Source organism: Streptomyces sp. NPDC015131, assembly GCF_043079975.1.
Classification (GTDB): Bacteria; Actinomycetota; Actinomycetes; order Streptomycetales; family Streptomycetaceae; genus Streptomyces.
In genome coordinates, this window is the sequence record NZ_JBIBVB010000002.1 from 697,022 (window position 1) to 716,077 (window position 19,056).

At 73.3% G+C, this 19,056-nt stretch carries 21 protein-coding genes; 5 read left to right on the forward strand and 16 right to left on the reverse strand.

Annotation, left to right across the window (positions count from 1 at the left end; all coding sequences use genetic code 11):
• Positions 1-65: 65 nt before the first annotated feature.
• Positions 66-2,234, reverse strand: a complete 2,169-nt coding sequence (locus ACF08D_RS08800) for a hypothetical protein (RefSeq protein ID WP_392221855.1) — start codon at positions 2,232-2,234, stop codon at positions 66-68.
• 225 nt (positions 2,235-2,459) lie between these two features.
• On the opposite strand from ACF08D_RS08800, the gene ACF08D_RS08805 reads away from it, so the two are divergent.
• Positions 2,460-3,968, forward strand: a complete 1,509-nt coding sequence (locus ACF08D_RS08805; protein WP_392221856.1) for an acyl-CoA synthetase — start codon at positions 2,460-2,462, stop codon at positions 3,966-3,968.
• A complete protein-coding gene (locus ACF08D_RS08810; protein WP_392221857.1) occupies positions 3,961-5,283 on the forward strand; it encodes a carboxyl transferase domain-containing protein in 1,323 nt (440 codons plus the stop codon). Before ACF08D_RS08805 ends, ACF08D_RS08810 begins: the two co-directional genes overlap by 8 nt.
• A 31-nt stretch (positions 5,284-5,314) precedes the next feature.
• Here the strand turns inward: ACF08D_RS08810 and ACF08D_RS08815 are convergent, their stop codons facing one another.
• The gene (locus ACF08D_RS08815) at positions 5,315-5,809 is read right to left on the reverse strand and encodes a MarR family winged helix-turn-helix transcriptional regulator (protein WP_392221858.1); all 495 of its coding nucleotides are present in this window, start codon (positions 5,807-5,809) and stop codon (positions 5,315-5,317) included.
• Positions 5,810-5,917: 108 nt separating this feature from the next.
• Between ACF08D_RS08815 and ACF08D_RS08820 the strand changes: the two genes are divergently transcribed.
• Entirely contained in the window at positions 5,918-6,331 is a 414-nt protein-coding gene (locus ACF08D_RS08820) for an organic hydroperoxide resistance protein (protein WP_392221859.1), read from the forward strand.
• Here the strand turns inward: ACF08D_RS08820 and istB are convergent.
• Positions 6,321-7,532, reverse strand: a complete 1,212-nt coding sequence (istB, locus tag ACF08D_RS08825) for an IS21-like element helper ATPase IstB (protein WP_392222341.1) — start codon at positions 7,530-7,532, stop codon at positions 6,321-6,323. The genes ACF08D_RS08820 and istB overlap by 11 nt on opposite strands.
• Before the next feature lie 361 nt (positions 7,533-7,893).
• On the opposite strand from istB, the gene ACF08D_RS08830 reads away from it, so the two are divergent.
• Together ACF08D_RS08830 and ACF08D_RS08835 are read left to right on the forward strand one after the other, a co-directional pair.
• Positions 7,894-8,316, forward strand: coding sequence for a hypothetical protein (locus ACF08D_RS08830; RefSeq protein WP_392221860.1), 423 nt, complete (start codon positions 7,894-7,896; stop codon positions 8,314-8,316).
• A gap of 6 nt (positions 8,317-8,322) precedes the next feature.
• Positions 8,323-9,156 carry a class II glutamine amidotransferase gene (locus ACF08D_RS08835; protein WP_392221861.1) on the forward strand — a complete coding sequence of 278 codons (834 nt, stop codon included), beginning with the start codon at positions 8,323-8,325 and terminating at the stop codon, positions 9,154-9,156.
• Between the two features lie 589 nt (positions 9,157-9,745).
• On the opposite strand, the gene ACF08D_RS08840 is transcribed toward ACF08D_RS08835, so the two are convergent.
• From ACF08D_RS08840 to ACF08D_RS08900, 13 genes are all read right to left on the reverse strand, one after another.
• The gene (locus tag ACF08D_RS08840; protein ID WP_392221862.1) at positions 9,746-11,299 is read right to left on the reverse strand and encodes an MFS transporter; all 1,554 of its coding nucleotides are present in this window, start codon (positions 11,297-11,299) and stop codon (positions 9,746-9,748) included.
• Between the two features lie 95 nt (positions 11,300-11,394).
• Entirely contained in the window at positions 11,395-11,949 is a 555-nt protein-coding gene (locus ACF08D_RS08845; RefSeq protein WP_392221863.1) for a hypothetical protein, read from the reverse strand.
• A gap of 8 nt (positions 11,950-11,957) precedes the next feature.
• A complete protein-coding gene (locus ACF08D_RS08850; RefSeq protein ID WP_392221864.1) occupies positions 11,958-12,794 on the reverse strand; it encodes an alpha/beta hydrolase in 837 nt (278 codons plus the stop codon).
• Between the two features lie 201 nt (positions 12,795-12,995).
• The gene (locus ACF08D_RS08855; protein WP_392221865.1) at positions 12,996-13,766 is read right to left on the reverse strand and encodes a 2-hydroxychromene-2-carboxylate isomerase; all 771 of its coding nucleotides are present in this window, start codon (positions 13,764-13,766) and stop codon (positions 12,996-12,998) included.
• Positions 13,759-14,499 (reverse strand): 3-oxoacyl-[acyl-carrier-protein] reductase, encoded by a 741-nt coding sequence (gene fabG / locus ACF08D_RS08860; protein WP_392221866.1) that lies wholly within the window; start codon positions 14,497-14,499, stop codon positions 13,759-13,761. Before fabG ends, ACF08D_RS08855 begins: the two co-directional genes overlap by 8 nt.
• Before the next feature lie 11 nt (positions 14,500-14,510).
• Positions 14,511-15,023 (reverse strand): 3-hydroxyacyl-ACP dehydratase FabZ family protein, encoded by a 513-nt coding sequence (locus tag ACF08D_RS08865; protein WP_392221867.1) that lies wholly within the window; start codon positions 15,021-15,023, stop codon positions 14,511-14,513.
• The gene (locus tag ACF08D_RS08870; RefSeq protein ID WP_392221868.1) at positions 15,017-15,409 is read right to left on the reverse strand and encodes a 3-hydroxyacyl-ACP dehydratase FabZ family protein; all 393 of its coding nucleotides are present in this window, start codon (positions 15,407-15,409) and stop codon (positions 15,017-15,019) included. Before ACF08D_RS08870 ends, ACF08D_RS08865 begins: the two co-directional genes overlap by 7 nt.
• The gene (locus tag ACF08D_RS08875) at positions 15,409-15,672 is read right to left on the reverse strand and encodes an acyl carrier protein (RefSeq protein WP_384002983.1); all 264 of its coding nucleotides are present in this window, start codon (positions 15,670-15,672) and stop codon (positions 15,409-15,411) included. The genes ACF08D_RS08870 and ACF08D_RS08875 overlap by 1 nt, the downstream gene beginning before the upstream one ends.
• A gap of 98 nt (positions 15,673-15,770) precedes the next feature.
• Positions 15,771-16,877: a beta-ketoacyl synthase N-terminal-like domain-containing protein gene (locus ACF08D_RS08880; RefSeq protein ID WP_392221869.1), complete on the reverse strand. Its 1,107-nt coding sequence runs from the start codon at positions 16,875-16,877 to the stop codon at positions 15,771-15,773.
• 71 nt (positions 16,878-16,948) lie between these two features.
• On the reverse strand, positions 16,949-17,347 hold the full coding sequence (locus ACF08D_RS08885; RefSeq protein ID WP_392221870.1) for a hypothetical protein: 399 nt from the start codon (positions 17,345-17,347) through the stop codon (positions 16,949-16,951).
• A gap of 2 nt (positions 17,348-17,349) precedes the next feature.
• Positions 17,350-17,757 carry a hypothetical protein gene (locus ACF08D_RS08890; RefSeq protein WP_392221871.1) on the reverse strand — a complete coding sequence of 136 codons (408 nt, stop codon included), beginning with the start codon at positions 17,755-17,757 and terminating at the stop codon, positions 17,350-17,352.
• Position 17,758: 1 nt separating this feature from the next.
• Positions 17,759-18,085: a hypothetical protein gene (locus ACF08D_RS08895; protein ID WP_392221872.1), complete on the reverse strand. Its 327-nt coding sequence runs from the start codon at positions 18,083-18,085 to the stop codon at positions 17,759-17,761.
• Complete coding sequence (locus ACF08D_RS08900; RefSeq protein ID WP_392221873.1) at positions 18,078-18,977, reverse strand: alpha/beta hydrolase; 900 nt, start codon at positions 18,975-18,977, stop codon at positions 18,078-18,080. Before ACF08D_RS08900 ends, ACF08D_RS08895 begins: the two co-directional genes overlap by 8 nt.
• Positions 18,978-19,056 lie beyond the last annotated feature (79 nt).

Genomic DNA, 19,056 nt, shown 5'->3' on the forward strand with positions numbered 1-19,056 from the left:
GCGCGTTCCCCGGCGACGTTCCTGCCGGCGAGCCGTCACGGCGGCCCCGGTGTGCTCCCCCGCTGTCAGGTCCCGGCGTCGGGCGCCGGCCGGGCGGGGGCGGCGAGCAGCGCCCGGGCGCGTGTCCGGAGGGCTTCGTCCTGGGGGATGATGCGGTGCTCGACCCCCGAGCGGACGACCCGGGCGTCCCCGTCGGCGAGGACGGTCACCCTCTGCCACTGGTCCGCGGTGAGGGCGGCTTCCCCGAGGGTTTCCAGGGCGACGAGGGCTTCCAGGGCGTCGCACGCCCCGGTCGGGTCGGCGTCCAGCTCCGCCGAGCGCAGGGCCGCCTCGGCGAGCGCGGTGCGGTCCGGCGCGGCGGGCTCGGCCACCGCCAGCAGGGCCACGACCGCGGCAGGTGCCTGTTCGGGTTCGCGGAGGGCGGCCTCCAGGCGGGGGACGAGCGGCCGGCCCGCCGGGCCGAGGAGTGCCGCGGCGTGGGCCGCCCGTACCACCGACCACCGGGACCAGGTGTCGCCTTCGGCCCGGGCGAACACCGAGTCCAGGATGGTGACGGCCTCGTCCGCCTCCCCCGTGGTCCGCCAGAGCGCCTCGGCGAGGGCGGTGTCGCCGTCCAGGGCGGGCATCACGGCGTGTCCGGGGTCGCTCAGCGCGTCCCGCAGGGCCGGGGCCAGCGTCGCTCCCCGAGGCCCGAGCGCACCGGCGATCCGGGCGGCGTCCCGCAGCCCGCGGCCTCGCAGTGCGTCCGCGACCAGTCGTACGACGGGCGCGGTCTCGTCGGTGAGGTCGTACAGGGCCTTGGCAGCGGCGAGGCTCCCCCGGTCGGCCGCCGCCCGCAGCGCGGTGACGGCCGGTGCGCGGTCCCCGGGCGGGCAGTGGGCGGCGGCGGACGCGACGACCCGGGCCGCCTGGTCCGGGTGGTGCGGCAGCAGCGCGCACAGCTCGGGCAGCGCGGGGGCGGTGTCGGCGCCCCATTCCATGAGGAGGGCGGTGAGGAGCCACGGTTCGTTGCCGCCGAGGTCGCCGGGCCGGGAGAGGCCGCGCCGGACGGCGTCGAGGAGGCCGCTGTCGTACGGGAAGGGCGTGCCGGCCGGACGCTGGAAGCCGGCGGCGGCGTCGAGCGCCCGGGGGCGGCGGCGGAGACCGGCCGCCAGCAGGGGGGCCGCCTGCCGGGGCGCGACGAGCACGAGCGCGGCGAGGGCCCGGTCCGCGGCGTCGTCGTCCTGTTCCGGGTTCCGTCCGGCGAGGGGGAGGAGTACGTCCGCCAGGGGCGCGGCGGCGGCTCCCAGCCGGCCGAGGAGGGACGCCAGGGCGAGCACCGACGGCTCGTCCACGGCGGCCGCCCGCAGCCCGGGCAGCAGCCGGGCCGGGGCGCTGCGGGAGAGCGCGCAGGCGCGGTCGGCCGCCCACAGGCCCTCGGCCCGCACCTCGGCGCGGCCGTCGCGCAGAGCCGCCTCGATCAGCGCGAACGCCGCTTCGCGCGCCGGTTCCCGGCCGCGGCCGAGCAGCGCCGCGACCACGGCCTCCAGTGGTTCGCCGCGTTCGTCGTCGAAACCGGAGCGCAGCCGACCGGCGGGCAGCAGGGACACCGTCGTCGCATGCAGGTCCTCCGTCCATGGCGCGCCGGCGTCGAGGTGGGCGAACACGGCTGCCAGGCGGACCTCTTCGGGCTGTGAGGGGTCCATGCCCGCGGCACCGGCGGTGGCACCGGCCCGGGCGTCGAGCCGGGCGATTCCCGTCAGCACCTCCGCGCGCGCGGACGGGTCGGACTCCTCGTCCCAGCGCGCCAGCAGCACGGGAAGCACCGTGTCGTTCGCCCGGGTGTGGGAAACCACCCAGGCGGCGGCGCGGCGCACCTCCGGTTCCTCTGCCGCCGTCAACGGGGTGAGCAGCGGGAGCTGCCGGGCCACGGCTGCTCGTACCGCGCCGGGTGCCACTCCGTGCTCGTCCTCGCTCTCGGCCATGCCGCCGAGCAGCGCGAGGACGTCCGCCGTCCGGTGGCCCGCCGCCGCGATCCGGGCGAGGAACGGCACCGCTTCGGCGCTGGCGGCGTACACCGTCCCCTGGTGCAGGACGCTGCCGTACAGCTCCTGCAGCGCCTGGCCGGCCTGCTCCGCGTCGGAGCCGGCCAGCGCCCGCAGGTGGTCGGGGACGTCCTCCGCGCTGCCGTAGGCGTGTGCGAAGGAGGACCAGGGGTGGGCGTCCAGGCCGTCGAGCGGATGTGCGAGTTCCATGCGGAGCATCGTGCCAGGGCGGCCGTCGGCGGGACGTGCCGGTCTCCCGGGTTCCGCTCCGCCCGGAGCGGCGGTGGGGCCGGGAGCGTACCCGGGTCGGGCGGGGCCGGAACTGCGGCGAAGAGCACATGCGGCGCCGCTTTCCCCCGCGTGCCTGTGGGGAGAATGGTGGGGCCCCTGACCACGGAGGGACCGACCCGTGGAGCGACGCGAGGAGGACGACGAGTGAGTGCGCTCTTTCCGGCACTGGGTACGGCCCTGACCACGGCTCCCGGCACGGACGCGGCCCCGGCCCCGGCCCCGGACGCCGCTTCCCGGCGGCCCGCGCTCCGGTTCGGGGAGCGGTCCCTGTCGTACGGCGAACTGCGGGCCGTCGCCGGGGCGTTGGCGCACCGGCTGGCGGGGGCGGAGCGGGTCGCGGTGTGGGCCACGCCCTCCCCCGAGACCGCCGTCGCCGTGGTGGCCGCGCTGCTCGCCGGCGTGCCGGCCGTACCGCTCAATCCCCGGTCGGGCGAGCGGGAGCTGGCCCACATCGTCACCGACAGCCGCCCGGTCCGGGTGCTGGCCGCGCCCGGTGACGAACTGCCGTCCGCGCTGGGCGGGTTGCCGCGTACCGACGTCCTGCTCGACGTCCCCGCCGGGCCCGCCGCCGCGCCGCCCGCCGAGCCGGCCGACCCGGAGGCGCCGGCGCTCGTCGTCTACACCTCGGGCACCACCGGCCCGCCCAAGGGCGCCGTCCTCCCGCGCCGGGCGATCGCCGCGACGCTCGACGCGGTGGCGGACGCCTGGGGGTGGACGTCCGCCGACGTGCTGGTGCACGCCCTGCCCCTCTTCCACGTCCACGGGCTGGTCCTGGGCGTGCTGGGCCCGCTGCGCGCCGGCGGGTCGGTGCGCCACCTGGGCGCGTTCACCACCGGCGGGGTGGCGCGGGAGCTGGCGGACGGCGGGACGATGCTGTTCGGCGTCCCGACGATGTACCACCGGATCGCCGAAGCCCTGGACGACGACCCGCAGTTGGGGAAGGCCCTGGCGGGCGCGCGGCTGCTGGTGTCCGGTTCGGCGGCGCTGCCCCTCCACGATCACCGGCGGATCGCGGAGCTGTCGGGGCGGCGGGTGATCGAGCGGTACGGGATGACGGAGACGCTGATGAACACCAGCGTCCGTGCTGACGACCCCGAGCCGCGCACCGGTTCGGTGGGCGTGCCGCTGCCGGGCGTGGAGCTGCGGCTGGCCGACGAGGAGAGCGGCGCGGAGATCACCGCGTACGACGGGGAGAGCGTGGGCGAGATCCAGGTGCGCGGCCCGAACCTCTTCACCGGGTACCTGAACCGGCCCGACGCCACGGCCGCCGCCTTCGACGGCGACTGGTTCCGCACCGGCGACATGGCGGTGCGGGACGCGGACGGGTCCGTGCGGATCGTGGGGCGCCGGGCGACCGACCTCATCAAGAGCGGCGGGTACAAGATCGGCGCCGGGGAGATCGAGAACGCGCTGCTGGACCACCCGGGGGTGCGGGAGGCGGCCGTCACCGGTGAGCCCGACCCCGACCTGGGCGAGCGGATCGTGGCCTGGGTGGTGCCGGCCGACCCGGCCGCTCCCCCGGCGCTGGAGGAGCTGGCCGGCCATGTGGCCGCGCAGCTCGCCCCGCACAAGCGGCCCCGGGTCGTCCGGCACCTGGACGCCCTGCCCCGCAACGACATGGGGAAGATCATGAAGCGGGCGCTCCATGGCTGAGCGCCTGTCCGCCCGCGCGGCCCTCGCCCTGCTCACCGACGCCTTCGAGGAGCACACCCCGCCGGAGCGGGCGTGTGCGCCCGACGGGCCGCTCGGCTGGGAGGGGTACGGCGCGTCCCGCGCCCGCGCGTCCGCCCGGACGGGCGAGGCCGAGTCGGTGGTGTACGGCACGGCGCGGATCGGGGACCGGGTGTGCGCGGTGCTGGCCTTCGAGTTCGGTTTCCTCGGCGGCTCGCTGGGCGAGCGGGCCGGCGACCGGCTGGAGGCGGCCCACCGGCTGGCGCGCGAGCGGCGGATCCCGCTGGTCTCGCTGGTGGCGACCGGGGGCAGCCGGATGCAGGAGGGCATGGTCGCGCTGACCCAGCTCCAGCGGGTGGCGCGCGAGACGGTGCTGCTGCGGGAGGCGGGGGTGCCGCACATCGCGGTGGTGCGCGACCCGTCGACCGGCGGCGGCTGGGCCACCGTCGGGGCGGGCGCCGATGTGATCCTGGCGCTGCCCGGGGCGCAGGTCGGCTTCGCCGGGTCGCGGGTGCGGCCGGCGGACGCGGACCCGGCGGCGTACACCGCGGAGGGCCAGCTCGCGGCGGGCCAGGTGGACGCGGTCGTCCGCCCGGAGGAGCTGCGCGGGACGGTCGCGGACTGGGTGACCGCGCTGACGGCGCCCGCCGAGGAGGTCCCGCCGCCGGCCGCGCTGTCGGCCGCCGCGCCGCCGGAGAGCGGCTGGGACGCGGTGCGCCGGGCCCGTGATCCCCGGCGGCCCCGGGCGGGGGCCTATCTGGACGCGTACTTCTCGGTGCGGCTGCCGGTGCACGGCGACCGCTGCGGCGGTACGGACCCGGGGACGCTGTGCGGGTTCGGGCTGCGCCCCGGTGGCGGGTCGGTGGCGTATGTGGCCCAGTGCGGTACGGCGACCCTCCCGGCGGGCTTCCGGACGGCGGCGCGGGTGATCCGGCTCGCGGACCGGCTGGGTGTGCCGGTGCTGACGCTGGTGGACACCCCGGGCGCGGCGAACGACGCCGGGGCGGAGCGGGCGGGTGCGGGCGCGGCGATCGCGGACGCGTTCGCGGCGGTGGCCGGGGCGCGGGTGCCGGTGACCACGCTGCTGATCGGCGAGGGCGGCTCGGGCGGGGCGCTGGCGCTGGCCGCGCCGGGGCGCACCTGGGCCACGCCGGACAGCTACTTCTCGGTGATCGCCCCGGAGTTGGCCGCCGCGATCCTGAAGCGTCCGGTGGAGGACGCCCCGCGGACGGCGGACCAGCTGCGGCTGCGGCCCCAGGACCTGGTGGAGCTGGGGGTCGTCCGGGGCGTCGTCTGACCGGGCCGGGGTTGGCGCGCGCGGGGGCGCGTCAGTCCTCGGTGGCGCAGCCGCCGTCCAGGGACGCGCCGGCGGTGTCCAGCGCGGTGGTCAGCTCCTCCAGGCGGGCGCGCAGGGCGCGGACCTCGTCCAGGGGCATTCCGGTGGCCGCAGCGATCCGGCGCGGGACGCCGGCGGCCCGGGCGCGCAGGTCCGTGCCGGCCGGGGTGGGGCGGGCGGTGACGGACCGCTCGTCCTCGGGGCTGCGGCGCCGTTCGACGTAACCGGCCGTCTCCAGCCGCTTGAGCAGCGGGGAGAGGGTGCCGGAGTCGAGCCGGAGGTGCTCGCCGATCTGTTTGACGGGCAGCTCGCCGTGCTCCCAGAGGACCAGCATCACCAGGTACTGGGGGTAGGTGAGGCCGAGGTCCTTGAGCACCGTGCGGTAGACGCCGTTGAAGGCGCGGGTCGCGGCGTGCAGCGAGAAGCAGATCTGGTGGTCGAGGCGGAGGAAGTCCTCGTCGCGTGCGGTACCGGCGGGCGTGTCCATGGCCCCAGGGTATCGCTCGCGCCATTGAGTTGTGCACAACTGAATTGTGCGCTACAAATAGAGCACCGGGTCACCCCCGGACCACCCCACGGAGAGGACCAGCCCCTCATGGACGCGCTCTACACCGCCGTCGCCACCGCCAACGGCCGCGAAGGCCGCGCCGTCAGCTCCGACGGCACCCTCGACCTCCCCCTCGGCTTCCCGAAGGCCCTCGGGGGCGACGGGGCGGGCACCAACCCCGAGCAGCTCTTCGCCGCCGGGTACGCCGCGTGCTTCGCCAGCGCCATGGGCGCGATAGGCCGCCAGGAGAAGATCGACGTCAAGGACGCCTCCGTCACCGCCGAGGTCAGCATCGGCAAGGACACCGACGGCGGCTTCGGCCTCGCGGTCGTGATGCGCGTCGAGCTGCCGGACCACCTCCAGGGCGAGGCCGGCCGCGACCTGCTGGAGAAGACCCACGCGTACTGCCCCTACTCCAAGGCCACGCGCGGCAACATCCCGGTAGAGCTGGTCATCGAGTGACCCAGCCGGCGACGGCCGCGCCCTCCAGCCGGCGGGTGCGGTAGCTGTCGCCCTCCAGCGCGACGACCTCCGCGTGGTGGGCCAGCCGGTCCACCGTCGCGGCGGCCGTCGCCGCGTCGCCGAACACCTCGTCCCACTGCCCCAGCGGCCGGTTGCCCGTGACGATCAGCGAGGCCCGCTCGTAGCGGTGCGACACCAGCCGGAAGAGCAGCCGGGCGGCCCCGGGCTCGAAGGGCTCGTAGCCCACCTCGTCCACCACCAGCACCGGGTAGCCGTCCAGCCGGGCCAGCTCCTGGCGCAGCCGCCCGCCCGCCTCGGCCTCCGCCAGCCGGGCGGCCCACTCGGCGGCGGTGGCGAAGAGGACCCGGTGGCCGGCCTGGCACGCCCGTACGCCCAGGGCGACGGCCAGGTGCGTCTTGCCGGTGCCCGGCCCGCCGAGCAGCACCACATTGGCCTTGCGGTCCACGAAGCCGACCTTGCCCAGCCGGGCCAGCACCTCCGGCCCCGGCGCCCGCAGATGGCCGTCGTCGAACGTCTCCAGCACCTTGCGGGACGGGAACCCGGCGGCCTCGATCCGCTCCTCCGCACCCGTCCCCGGCTCCTCCCGGAGCGCCCGCCCGCCGTCCCGCTGCGCCGGGACGCTCACGGCCCCCGGCGCGGCCGCCGCATCGGCCCCGGACGGCTCCCGCACCGGGTGCGCCCTGGCCTCGTGCGCCGCCATCGGCCCGGACATGTACGCCAGGATCGCGGCGGACGCGATGAACGCCATGTGGATGACCGTCCCCCACAGCAGGTCGTGCCGGGGGGTGTGGTGCACGTCCACGAACATCTGGAGCAGGTGCACCGAGGAGATCCCGACGATGGCGGTCGCCAGCTTCACCTTCAGCACATTGGAGTTGACGTGCGACAGCCACTCGGGCTGGTCCCGGTGGCCCTGGAGCCCGATGCGCGAGACGAAGGTCTCGTACCCGCCGACGATCACCATGATCAGCAGGTTGGCGATCATCACCACGTCGACCAGCTTGAGGACGGCCAGCATCACATGCGTCTCGTCCGCCTGACCGCTGACGACATGGTGGATCAGGTGCCACAACTCGTTGAAGAACTTGTACACATAGACCCCCTGCGCGGCCACCAGCCCGAAATACAGCGGCGCTTGGAGCCAGCGGGTCGCGAACAGGGCGCAGCCCAGGGTGGTCATGTTCGTCGGCGACGATGCGGAGCGGGACACAAGTCCTCCAACGGCGGGGGGATTCGTCATTCTTGTGCGGAATCACCGACAATCTGAATTCGTGCCACTCGTTGGGCTGAATAGAAATCCAGTAGGACAACCCGCACGCGTGGCGATCACCCGGTCGCTGGGCCACCATGGAGAAGCAGACCCGCACCCTCCGGGCCCGGTGACCGGCCCGTGCCGCGAGGTCCGAGCGGTACGACACCTCCCAGGTGCCGCCCCCGCCCCCCGTATCGTCCGAGACGCGCTTCGCCCGGACGGGAACCCGCCCCGCCTTCAGGCCGGTCGGCCGCGGGGCCAGATCAATGAGCGGGAAGCGAGACACGACATGTCGACACATGCCCAGCACGACAAAGCGTCATCACAACACCTCGCCTCGGGACTGGTGGTCTTCTCCGCCGTCATGATGGTCGTCGCCGGATTCCTCGACCTCTTCCGCGGCATCATGGGCGTCGCCCAGGACGACGTCTTCGTCACCACCCCGAACTACATCTTCAAGTTCGACCTGACCGCCTGGGGCTGGATCCATCTGATCTTCGGCGCGCTGGCGATCATCGTGGGGATGGGGCTGTTCCGGCCCTCGCTGTGGGCGCGGATCGCCGGCGTGGCGCTGGCGTCGCTGCTGCTGATCGCCAACTTCCTGTCGATCCCCTACTACCCGCTGTGGTCGATCGTGGCCATCGCGATGTACGGGTTCATCATCTGGGCCCTGTGCACGGTCAAGCCCGACCCGGGCCGCCGGGGCGTGTGACGCCCCATGTGCAGGTGGCTCGCCTACTCGGGCACGCCGCTGCTGGTCGACAGCATCCTCTACCGGCCGGCCCACTCCCTGATCGACCAGAGCCTGCACGCCCGGATGGGCGTCGAGACGACCAACGGCGACGGCTTCGGCATCGGGTGGTACGCCCAGGACTCCGACCTCGGCGCCCCCGCGGTCGTCAGGGACGTGGGACCGGCCTGGAACAACCGGAACCTGCGGGAGATCGCCAAGACCGTCAGGTCGCCGCTGTTCTTCGCCCACATCCGGGCTTCGACCGGCACGGCGGTCCAGCAGACCAACTGCCACCCCTTCCGGCACGGCCGCTGGCTGTGGATGCACAACGGGGCGATCGCCGACTTCCACCTGATGCGCCGGGAGCTGTGCCTGGCGGTCGCCCCGGAGCTGTTCGCCGACATCGAGGGGTCGACGGACTCGGAGGTGATGTTCTACCTGGCGCTCACCCTCGGCCTGGAGGAGGACCCGCCGGGCGCGGTGGCCCGGATGGCGGGCCTGGTCGAGCGGACCGGCCACGCGCACGGCATCGCCCAGCCGCTCCAGATGACGATCGCGCTCACGGACGGGCGGGACGTCTGGGCCTTCCGCTACTCCAGCGAGCGGAAGTCGCGCTCGCTGTACTACAGCAGCCGCGTGGAGTCCCTGCGCGCCCTCCACCCGGACATGGCGTTCCTGCGGGACCTGTCCGACGAGACCCGGCTGATCGTTTCCGAACCCCTGGGCGACCTGCCCGGCGCCTGGCACGAGGTGCCCGAACACAGTTACGGAGTGGTACGCCCCGGCGCGGACGCGCTGTACGACTTCGCCCCGGCGTGACACCCCCGCACGCCCGCGGCCGGACACCGGAGCGGCGTCCGGCCGGCGGCGTACGACGATACCGAAGGATCGGACATATCTGTCCGTTTCCATCCGGCTGCATCCCACTACGCGGATCGTCCCGGGCTCCCCACACTCCGGCCCACCCTCGCCTACTGCGCACAGCTACTTTGCGTAGTGCCGCACCGGAGGCTCGGGCCCCTCGGGGTCGTCACCCCATTCCAGCCCGCGGTGCAGCATACGGCTGGTCGCCCGAGCGGGACCTCGGCCCCGGGTATGAGTCGACCCAATGCAGCGGTAGAAACCGAAACACGCGTGCGGCCGTCGAGGAGTTCCTGACCCCGTCGCCGCGTGCGGAGTTCGCCGACTTCCTGGCGCTGATGGGCAAGGAGCTCAAGGGTCGCAGCTTCACGGCGAACCACGTGCTGTGCGACGGCGCCGAGGCGGTCCCGGTGGCCCGGATCGGCAGCGCCGGCGTTCACGGCCTGGCGAGGCTCGAGAACGGGGAACGGCCGGGGGGCCACCCTGCCCCGCCGTTCCCCGTGGCGGCGGTCCTGCCGGGCACCTGCCCGGCCGGGCCGTCGGCCGGCTACCCGCCCTCACGGCGCCGGAAGGCGACCAGGACGACCACTGCGCCCAGCCCGGCCACGGCCGCTCCCAGCACCGACGTGACGTGCATCGCGTGCACGAAACCCTGGTCGGCGGCCGCCACGAGCTCCGGACGGCCCAGCTCCGCGGCGACCTGCCGGGTCGCCTCCGCCGAGCCGCTCGCGGCCTCCGCCGCCGGTCCCGGCAGACCCACCAGGCTCGGCTCGATCTCCGAACGGTAGGTGGTGGTGAGCAGCGAGCCCAGGACGGCGACGCCGAGCACACCGCCGATCTGCCGCATGGAGTTGTTCACGGCCGATCCCGCGCCGGTCCGCTCCTGGGGCAGGACCGCCATGACGGCTTCGGTGGTCGGCGCCATGGCGGCGCCCATCGCAGCGCCCTGGACGAAGAGGAGCAGCCAGAACCAGGGCATCGGAGTGTCCGTGCCGATGCGTACGTACGACAGGAAGGTGCCCGCCGCGACCAGCATGGCCAGGCTCACCACCGGGCCGAGGCCGAAGCGCCGGACCAGAGCCGCCGAGAAGGGGGCCCCCGCCAGGACACCGACCGCCACTGGTACCAGGTTCAGCCCGGCCTCGAATGGCGTCTGCCCCCGTACGCCCTGGAGGTAGAAGGCGGTGTAGAACATCGCCCCGGACAGGCTGAAGTACGTGAGCATCACCGAGACGGTCGCACCGGAGAACCGGGTGTTGCCGAACAGCCGTACATCGAGGCTGGGGCTGCTCACCCTCGTTTCGACCAGGACGAACACCACGAGCACGACGGCGCCGCCCGCGATCGGACCGAGCACACCGGGGCTGGTCCATTCGTTGCGGTGGCCGCCCTCGATCAGGCCGTAGACCACGGCCAGCAGGCCGACGGTCGACAGCAGGACGCCCATCGGGTCCAGCTTCGTCCGGCTCGCGCTCCTCGCCGCCGGCAGGAGGAGCAGCGCACCGATCACCGTGACGGCCGCCAGCGGCAGGTTGACCAGGAAGACCGACCCCCACCAGAACCGCTCCAGCAGCGCGCCGCCGACGAGCGGGCCGGCCGCGATGGCCAGTCCGCTGGAGCCGGACCAGATCGCGATGGCCATCGCCCGCTCCCGGGCGTCGAAGACGGCGGAGATCAAGGAGAGCGTGGCGGGCATGATCAGCGCACTGCCCACGCCCATGGCCCCGCGCGCGGCGATGAGCTCGCCGGGGCTGTCGCACAGGCCCGCCCAGAGCGACGACGCCGCGAAGACGGTGGTGCCGGTCAGAAGCAGCCTGCGGTGCCCGTACCGGTCTCCGAGGACTCCGCCGCTGAACAGCATCACGGCGAAGATCAGTGTGTACGAGCTGATGCTCCACTGGAGCTGGTTGGTGGTGGCACCCAGGCCCTCGGCGGGGTCCGCGAGGGTCTTCAGGGCCACGTTGAGGATCGTGTTGTCCAGCCAGACCGTCAGCTGCGCGAGCACCAGCACGGCGAGGGCGAGGCGGCGGCGCCCCGCCGGGGTCCGGGGGGCGCCGGCCGCGGACAGGTCCGGTTCGTGCCCGGCAAGCTGATGAACCACGTGGATGCGACCTCTCGATCGGGGGTCCGAGACCCGGTCACGTGATCGTCCACGGCCGCGTGAATCGAAATCAACCGATCCCGGCCGACTGGCATTTAGCTGCCAGTAGCCGGCTCCCCACCGGCCCGGCCTTCGGCCAGCGCGCGCAAGGTCCCGAGCTGCCGGCGCATCATGAACAGGTCGCCCCAGGCCATCATCCGCAGCCGGGCGGCCCCCAGCCGGCCGGGGCGGCGGCCCACCATCATCTTGACGACGAGCCGGGTGGTCCGCGCGTCCACCGGGTCCACCTGGTACGTCAGCGCGAAGTCGCCGAAGGCCCGGACCGCCCACGGAGTGGTCAGCAGCAGCGTCAGATGGCGGTCCGGCTCGAAGTCGACCAGTTCGAAGATGGTCATGACCCGCTGCCCGGTCTCCAGCAGCTCCGCACCCGGAGTGAGCGTGCGGGGGCTGCGCCTGCCGAAGTTGTCCAGGCTGTCGTAGCTGTACGGAGCCACCTTGAGCTGGCACAGCCAGCGGAACACCGTAGGGGCCGGCGCGCGTACGGTGACGGCCCGCAGCCACGGCTCGGCCGACGGGCCGAGCAGGTCGTCACAGGGGTACGCGGCGGCCAGCTCCCCGGCCGCCGCCCCCCACACCCGAGGGTCTCCCATGGCGGCCGCTACCCCAGCGCCCGCTTCAGGAAGTCCAGGACCGCGGTGCGGTACCGGTCCGGGTCCGTCTTCAGACCCTGCAGGTGCTCCGTCCCGGGCAACACCTCGATCTCCGCCGCCGGATAGCGGGCCGCCAAGGCCCGCGCCCCGTCCACTGGGATGATGCTGTCGTCCTCGCCCGCCAGGATCAGCACGGGGGTGTGCAGGTATGCGTCCGCGGCCGGCGGCGGCCACTGCGCCTGCAGCATGGCGGTGCCCAGCCGCGAGAACACCGCGGCCAGCACCGACCAGGACGGTCCCGAGCGCAGGGCGCGCGGCACCGGCAGCCCCTTGGCCCGCAGGAAGTTCTGGAACAGCGGCTGGATGTCCAGTGCCGGCCCGCTGTCGCAGACGATCGCGTCCACCGGGCAGCCCGCCCGCTTGAGCAGGTAGAGCGAGGGGAAAGTGGAGAAGGAGAAGCCGAACACCGCGTACCGCGCGTCCTGGTACCCGGCGGTCCCCCGAAGGTGCTCCACGACCGCCACGACATCGTCCGTGTGGCGCTCGCTCAGGCCCCAGAACGCCTTGTCCGAGCCGCTGAGCCCATGGTTACGGTGGTCGAACAGGGCCACGGTGTAGCCCTGTTCGTGGAGGAAGGCCGCCTGGGCGAGGCTGGCCGACTTGCTCAGGCCGATGCCGTGCCCGATCACCACCACCCGGTCCGCGCCACCGCGGCAGAGCCAGACGTGGAGGGCGCGGCCGCGCCCGGGAAGGGGTACGGCCACCTCCTCCAGCGGCAGGCCGAAGTCACGCGGATGCTTGTGGTGCGGCCGACGGGGCGGATGGTAGACGAGGTACGCGAGCATCGCCCCGTAAACCGCCGCCGCAGGCAGCGCGAGAGCCGAGACCACACCGTTCAGCAGGCCGCCGCGACGGGCCGGTTCGGACGATCCGCCTTCCCGCGGCGCATCTGCTTGGATTTCCGTACCGTTGACTTTTCTCTGCATCCGGAATCCCCCTCGGTGAAAACGATGAATACGGTGACGCGGCCGGCCGGAACACCCGTATCAGCCGCAGCCGCCGGCATGACCCGCGTCAGACGACCTGGCCACCGTATCCGCCAGGTCCCTCGGCGCATTCACTTTTCCGCTTTTCCCTCTCCCGCCGAGCAGGCGTTCCCGGACGCATTGAACGAACCCGGATACCCGGTCCGTGCCCCAGTACTTGTCGTATCCGTCGACGAAGAAAGGAACGCCGAACACCCCGTCCTGGTGGACGTCGAGAAGCGCCGCCACCCCGCGCTCGCGCAGGTGCGGATCGTGCGCGGCGCCTGCCAGCCGCTCCGCCGGCAGACCCAGCTCAACGGCCAGCGCACCGATCACCGACGGGTCGCAGATGTCCTGGCCCTCCTGCCAACGCGCCCGGTAGGCCCGCGCGATGAACTCCTGGCCGCGACCCGCGTCGACGGCCGCCATCCAGGCCAGGTGCGGGACCTCCCAGCAGGGCTCGCGGTCCACCGGCCATGTGGCCTCCAGCCCGCGTTCGCGGGTCAGGCGGCGGACGTCCTGGAGGATGTAGAGGTGTTTCTCGCGGGACATGGCCACATACGGGAAGTGGCCGCCCGCAGCGGTCAGCGCCCGGGCGCTCGCCTCGTCCGGCTCCCAGAACGGCCGCCATTCGAGCAGCTCCACGACGTCCGGGGCGTGCGCGAGCAGGTCCCGGTAGGCGAGCCAGGAGTACGGGCTGCGCAACGAGAAGTAGAAGCGCGGCGGGGCCTGCCGCCGTGACCCGCGGGCCACGGCGGGGCCCCGGACCGGCGTGCCCGAGGTGTCAGACAACGAGCCCTCCGTCGATCTGCAGCACCGAGGCGGTCACGTACTCGGCCCCTACCAGGTACGAGACCATGTCCGCGACCTCCTCGGGACGGCCCAGCCGGCCGAGCGGGATGCCGCGCAGCGCCTGCTCCTTGACCTTGCCGGACAGGCCGGCGGTCATGTCGGTCTCAATGAAGCCGGGCGCGATCGCGTTGGCCCGTATGCCGTACCTGCCGACCTCCTTGGCGAGTGCCTTGGTGAAGCCGATGATGCCCGCCTTCGAGGCGCTGTAGTTGGTCTGGGTGGCGTGGCCGTAAACACCCGCGACAGAGGAGATGTTGACGACGCAGCCGCTCCTGCGCTTCATCATCTCGAAGACCACCGAGCGGCAGACGTGGTACGTGCCGTCCAGGTTGACGCGCAGCACCTGCTGCCAGTCCTCGTCCGTCATCATCAGCAGCGGCCGGTCCCGGACGATGCCCGCCGAGGTCACCACGGTGTCGATGCCGCCGAGCCGCTCCTCGGTCTCGGCGACGAGCGCGCGTACCGCGTCCGGGTCCGACACGTCCGCCTTGTGCCCGTAGACGCGTACGCCCAGTTCGGCGACCTCCTTCTCCAGCTCGGCGGCGGCATCGGGCCGCGATGCATAGCAGAAGGCCACGTCGTGGCCGTCGCGGGCGAGGCGCAGGACGGTCGCCCGCCCGATGCCGCGGGTGCCGCCGGTGACCAAGGCGACCTTGGGCGTGCTGCCAGACATGTAGGCGTTCCTCACTTCGCGCCGGCGGCCGAGGCCGCCGGACTCTGCTCGCGGGCTTCCGTCAGCTCCGTCGCCGGGCGCATCGCCATGACCACGCGGCCGACCTCCATGACGGTCTCGCCGCCGGCCAGGGACTCCCCTTCGAAGATCACGGTGTCGCTGAGGGCGCGGACCAGCCGGACCCGGTGCTCCAGCACGTCCCCGGGGAGCACCGGCCGGTGCAGGACGACATCGGAGATGCTGCCGAAGAGCATCACCTGGCCCGAGAGCACGTCCGGGTTGGGCCGGTCCCACGCGGCCAGCACACCGGCCGCCTGGCACCAGGACTCGACGAGCAGGGTCTGCGGATAGCTGTGCCCCTCGTCGTCCGCGTCCTCCGAAAGGTCTTGGTACCAGGGCTCGTTGCAGGTGACCGCCTTGAGAGCGGTGAGCCGCTGCTCGGGCACCAGCTCGGTCACCCGGTCCACCAGCAGCATCGGGTACCGGTGCGGCAGCACCTGCTTGATCCCGGTGATCGTCAGCACGGGGGGCTCCCTTCGGTGAAGCGCAGCCGCACCGTCGCGGCGCGGCCCCGATCGGTACCGGCGACCGCGTCGCACCGCCAGTGCTCGCCCCGGCGGGCCCACTTCAGTTCGATCGTGAGACGGTCACCGGGGAAGACCGGGCTGAGGAAACGCGTCGACTCGATGGCCTGGAGCGTGACGGGGGCGCCGGTCTCCGGGGGGGTGGCCAGCGAGCTGCGGTGGACCAGCTCCACGACGCACACGCCCGGGAAGATGGGGAAGCCCGGGTAGTGGCCGGGGAAGACCTGCTCGTCCGCGGCGACGTGGACCGTGGTGCGCGGGCCGCCGGCGGAGTCCCGGTCGACCACCGGTACCGCGCGTACGGGGCTCGCGGCGGGAGCCGCCATCAGGCGGCCCGGAGCTTGGCGTCGAGCAGGTCGTACGCCTTGCGCAGGCAGGTGACCTCCTTGAGCTCGGCCTCGCCGAGCTTGACTCCGTACTTCTTCTCCAGGACGACCATGACCTCGAGGGCCATCAGGGAGTCGACCCCGAGGTCGTTGACGAAGTCGGCCTCGTCGGTCAGCTCCGACTCCTCGACGTCCAGGACATCGGCGACGGTGCGGCGCAGGCTCTCGAGCTCGAGAACGGCGGGCGTGGTGGTGTCGGACATGCTTTCTCCTTCATCGGGTTCAACGCGTTCAGTGGGGTTCAGTGGGTTCAGCGGATTCGCCAGGTTCAGCGGATCGCCGGGTTCAGCGGGTCCCGGGGTCAGCGGATGCGCAGCACGGCGCAGCCGACCACGCCGTCCCGGTCCACCGAGGTGATCAGGCCGACGGAGCCGGCCAGGTCGTCCCGGCCCTCGGCGGTGGCCAGCAGGGCCGCGATCTGGAAGGACGCGGAGGCCGCGTGGGTGTCGCCGATCAGCTCGGTGCTCGCGACGTGCTCCGGCCGGAGCACGCCGAACACCTGCTCCAGGGCCGCACGTTCGGCCGTACCGCGGACGCCGTAGGCCTGCGAGTCGGCGACCAGGCCGATCTCGTCCACGCGGACGCCCGAGCGCTCCAAGGCGCGCTCGACGCTGTCGGCGAGCACCGGAGCGACCTCGTCGTCCGTGTGGAAGACGCCGAACTCCAGCGCGAGCACCTCGGCCAGGCCGGGCCGCCCGTGCTCCACCGCAGCGGGGGCGGACTCCAGCAGCAGCACCGCCGCGCCCTCGCCGAGGACGCCGTCGGCCTCGTCGGGCTGCCGGGTGTGCACCTCCAGCCAGGCGCGGGCCGGGGAGAACTCCTCGACCGCGCCGCACAGCACGGTCCGGGTGTGCCCGGACTTCTGCAGTCGTAGGGCGTAGTTGAGCGCGAGGAGTCCGGAGGCACGGCCTCCGGCGACGGTGGTGTTGGGTCCCTTGAGCTTGTGCCAGATGGCGCACTGCCCGGCGGCGCAGTTCATCACTGTGTTGGGGAAGCGCATCGGGTCCACATAGAACGGCTTCTCCTGGACCAGGGAGTCGCGGGTGAAGTCCATCATGCTCTGGGCGCTCCCGGTGTTGGTGCCCAGGACCAGCCCGGCGTCGTCGCCCACACCGGGGATGTGCTCGCCCGCCGGGTCCTGGAGGAGCCGGCCGACGGCGGCGACGGCGAGACCGGTCACCCGGTCCATCGAGCGGGTTCCCTTGCGGCCCAACACGTCCTTGCTGCTGAAGCCGGGGACCAGGCAGGCGGTGTCGACGGGACCGTCCCAGACGGTCCGGTCCAGTACGGCCGCTGCGCTGCGGCCCGCGGAAAGGCCGGCCGCGAAATCCGAGCTCTCCAGCCCGTACGGCGAAACGACCGACCAGGCGGTGATGAGCGGCCCTCGGCCGGTGGTGGCGGTTTCCATGAGTCGCGGTGCTCCTTCAGGGGCTTCGGTGGGGCGTACGTGCGCGGGCCTGCCGGTCACGGAGGGGGCGGTCACAAGAAGTGCACGCCGCGGTACGCGGACCAGTCCGCGGGGCCGTCCGGGCCCGCCCGGCGGACCCCGGGCAGCGCCCAGTGCGGGCCCGTCTCGAACCGGGCCAGGTCGCTCTCCTCGGCCCAGACCACGGCTCCCTCGGCGAGCAGCGTGCGCAGGGCCTCGCGCGGATCCGGAAGGGTGTCCAGGTCGCGTCGGCCGATCCGGACGGGACGCGCCCGGACGGGGTCGGCGGCGGCGAAGGTGACCGCCAGTCCGCGCAGCAGGATGTCCAGGCCGCCCTGCTGCCGGTTCAGCTCGCGGGCCAGGTAGAGCACATCGGCGAACTGGGTCTCGACCGAGCCCCGGTAGGCCCGCTCGATGATCAGCAGTCGGCGCCCGGCGTCCGTCGCGGTCATGGTCAGCACACCCCCAGGAAGAAGGCCTTGTCGGCGGCGTCGAGATGCTCGGTGAACTTGAACGGGGCGCGCAGCCGGATGCCCGGGATGTGCGTGCCGGCCCCGCGCTCCTGGCTGCAGAACCGGCACGCGTACCAGCTCAGCGTCGTGGGGAAGGCCGCCAAGAGCTCGGCGGCCAGGGTGGCTGTCGTGGGGTACTCCCGTGCCCAGTCCACGACGTTGCGCGGCTTCTCGGAGCCCAGCGCCTGCTGGGTGAGCCCGGTGGCGTGGCCGCAGGTCCACAGGTGGACCGCGGCCCCCCGGTCGAGCAGGGCCTGCGCCAGCCGGAAGGCCGAGGTCACCAGGTCCCCGGTGTGGGGAGCACCCATGACCGCGATCAGCACGTCCGCGTGCGGAAGCTGTTTAGCCATGTCAGTGCCACACTCCCCGCACCGCGGGCCGCAGGATCCGCTCCGCGACCTCGTCCATCTCCACCAGCCGGACTCCGGGCACGAGCCGCTGTGCGGGCAGCGCGCGCTGGCTCAGCGAGAAGGAGTCCACCCAGACCTCGCCGCCGGCCTCCTGCACCCGGCCGACGGCGGGCCCTGCCCCGTCGAGGCCCTCGGTCACTCCGTTCTCGATCAGCAGCACGGCCACGTCGTGACCGGCTCGCGCCAGCCGGACCGCGTCGCCGAGGAAGGCCTCGGAGCCGGGTCCGCCGTAGCTGCCCTGGGACTCCACGAGGAGGTACTCAGCCATGGGCGGCCGCCTCCTTCCTGCGGTCGGCGGCAGCCGTGAAGGAGGACGCCAGGAAGTCCAGGACGCGGCTGCGGTACTCGGCCCCGTCGAATCGCAGGGCGTTCATGTGCATCGACTGGGGAGCCGTCCAGCGTTCCGCTTCGGGGTACCGGTCGGCGACCGCCATGATCTGCGCCTCGCTGATGACGGGGTCCTGGGCTCCGGCGATGAACATCAGCCGGGTCGGCACGCCGGTGAGGTCCGGCGGCCAGTTCCGTACGGCCAGCATGTGCATGCAGAACCGGGAGAAGGCCCGGCGGTACACGGCGTAGCCCGCGCCTTCTCGTACCGGCTCGGGCAGCAGGGACCGGCGCAGGGCCGCGAAGTCCCTCAGTCCCCCTGCCGTGTCGGACATCGGGCCGCTGTCGCAGACGACGGCGGCGACGGCGGTGTCGAGGCGGCGGAGCACGTGCAGGGAGACCCAGGTGGAGAAGGAGAAGCCGATGACGGCGAGCTCCCCGGCGCCGACTTCGGGGTCGCGGCGGACGGCGGCGATCACGTCAGCGAGATCGCTCGTGTACCGCTCGGACATGCTCCCGTACTTGCGGTCGCGACCGCTCTCGCCGTGGTTGCGCATGTCGTACGCGACGACGTGGTGGCCCGCGTCGTGCAGCATCTTGACGTGGCCGAGCACGCTGGACTTGGTCCGGCCCATGCCGTGGCAGATCACCACCGTGTGCGGTCCCTCACCCGGCACGATCCACGCGTCCAGGTTCACCCGGTCCCGGGTGGTGAGCACCGACAGGCCGCGGACCGGCAGGCCCTTGTTCTGCGGGGTCCGGCCCGGGCGGGCGAGGGGCGGATGGTACAGCTCGAAGGCGTGACGGGCGGCCAGCGCGACGCCGGTGGCCACGGCCGCCAGCTTCTTGCGCAGAGGCCGGCGGAGGACGGCCGGGCGAGCAGGCTGCTGCCCGGTGTCGGTATCGGTATCG

Bases quoted from the DNA above. Each gene is read 5' to 3' on its own strand.
- ACF08D_RS08850 (WP_392221864.1), bottom strand. From the start codon at position 12,794: ATGCTCGCGTACCTCGTCTACCATCCGCCCCGTCGGCCGCACCACAAG.
- ACF08D_RS08880 (WP_392221869.1), bottom strand. From the start codon at position 16,877: ATGGAAACCGCCACCACCGGCCGAGGGCCGCTCATCACCGCCTGGTCG.
- ACF08D_RS08885 (WP_392221870.1), bottom strand. From the start codon at position 17,347: ATGACCGCGACGGACGCCGGGCGCCGACTGCTGATCATCGAGCGGGCC.
- ACF08D_RS08845 (WP_392221863.1), bottom strand. From the start codon at position 11,949: ATGGGAGACCCTCGGGTGTGGGGGGCGGCGGCCGGGGAGCTGGCCGCC.
- ACF08D_RS08890 (WP_392221871.1), bottom strand. From the start codon at position 17,757: ATGGCTAAACAGCTTCCGCACGCGGACGTGCTGATCGCGGTCATGGGT.
- istB (WP_392222341.1), bottom strand. From the start codon at position 7,532: ATGACCACCCTGGGCTGCGCCCTGTTCGCGACCCGCTGGCTCCAAGCG.
- ACF08D_RS08830 (WP_392221860.1), top strand. From the start codon at position 7,894: ATGTCGACACATGCCCAGCACGACAAAGCGTCATCACAACACCTCGCC.
- ACF08D_RS08820 (WP_392221859.1), top strand. From the start codon at position 5,918: ATGGACGCGCTCTACACCGCCGTCGCCACCGCCAACGGCCGCGAAGGC.
- ACF08D_RS08800 (WP_392221855.1), bottom strand. From the start codon at position 2,234: ATGGAACTCGCACATCCGCTCGACGGCCTGGACGCCCACCCCTGGTCC.
- ACF08D_RS08835 (WP_392221861.1), top strand. From the start codon at position 8,323: ATGTGCAGGTGGCTCGCCTACTCGGGCACGCCGCTGCTGGTCGACAGC.
- ACF08D_RS08815 (WP_392221858.1), bottom strand. From the start codon at position 5,809: ATGGACACGCCCGCCGGTACCGCACGCGACGAGGACTTCCTCCGCCTC.
- fabG (WP_392221866.1), bottom strand. From the start codon at position 14,499: ATGTCTGGCAGCACGCCCAAGGTCGCCTTGGTCACCGGCGGCACCCGC.
- ACF08D_RS08870 (WP_392221868.1), bottom strand. From the start codon at position 15,409: ATGGCGGCTCCCGCCGCGAGCCCCGTACGCGCGGTACCGGTGGTCGAC.
- ACF08D_RS08810 (WP_392221857.1), top strand. From the start codon at position 3,961: ATGGCTGAGCGCCTGTCCGCCCGCGCGGCCCTCGCCCTGCTCACCGAC.
- ACF08D_RS08875 (WP_384002983.1), bottom strand. From the start codon at position 15,672: ATGTCCGACACCACCACGCCCGCCGTTCTCGAGCTCGAGAGCCTGCGC.
- ACF08D_RS08895 (WP_392221872.1), bottom strand. From the start codon at position 18,085: ATGGCTGAGTACCTCCTCGTGGAGTCCCAGGGCAGCTACGGCGGACCC.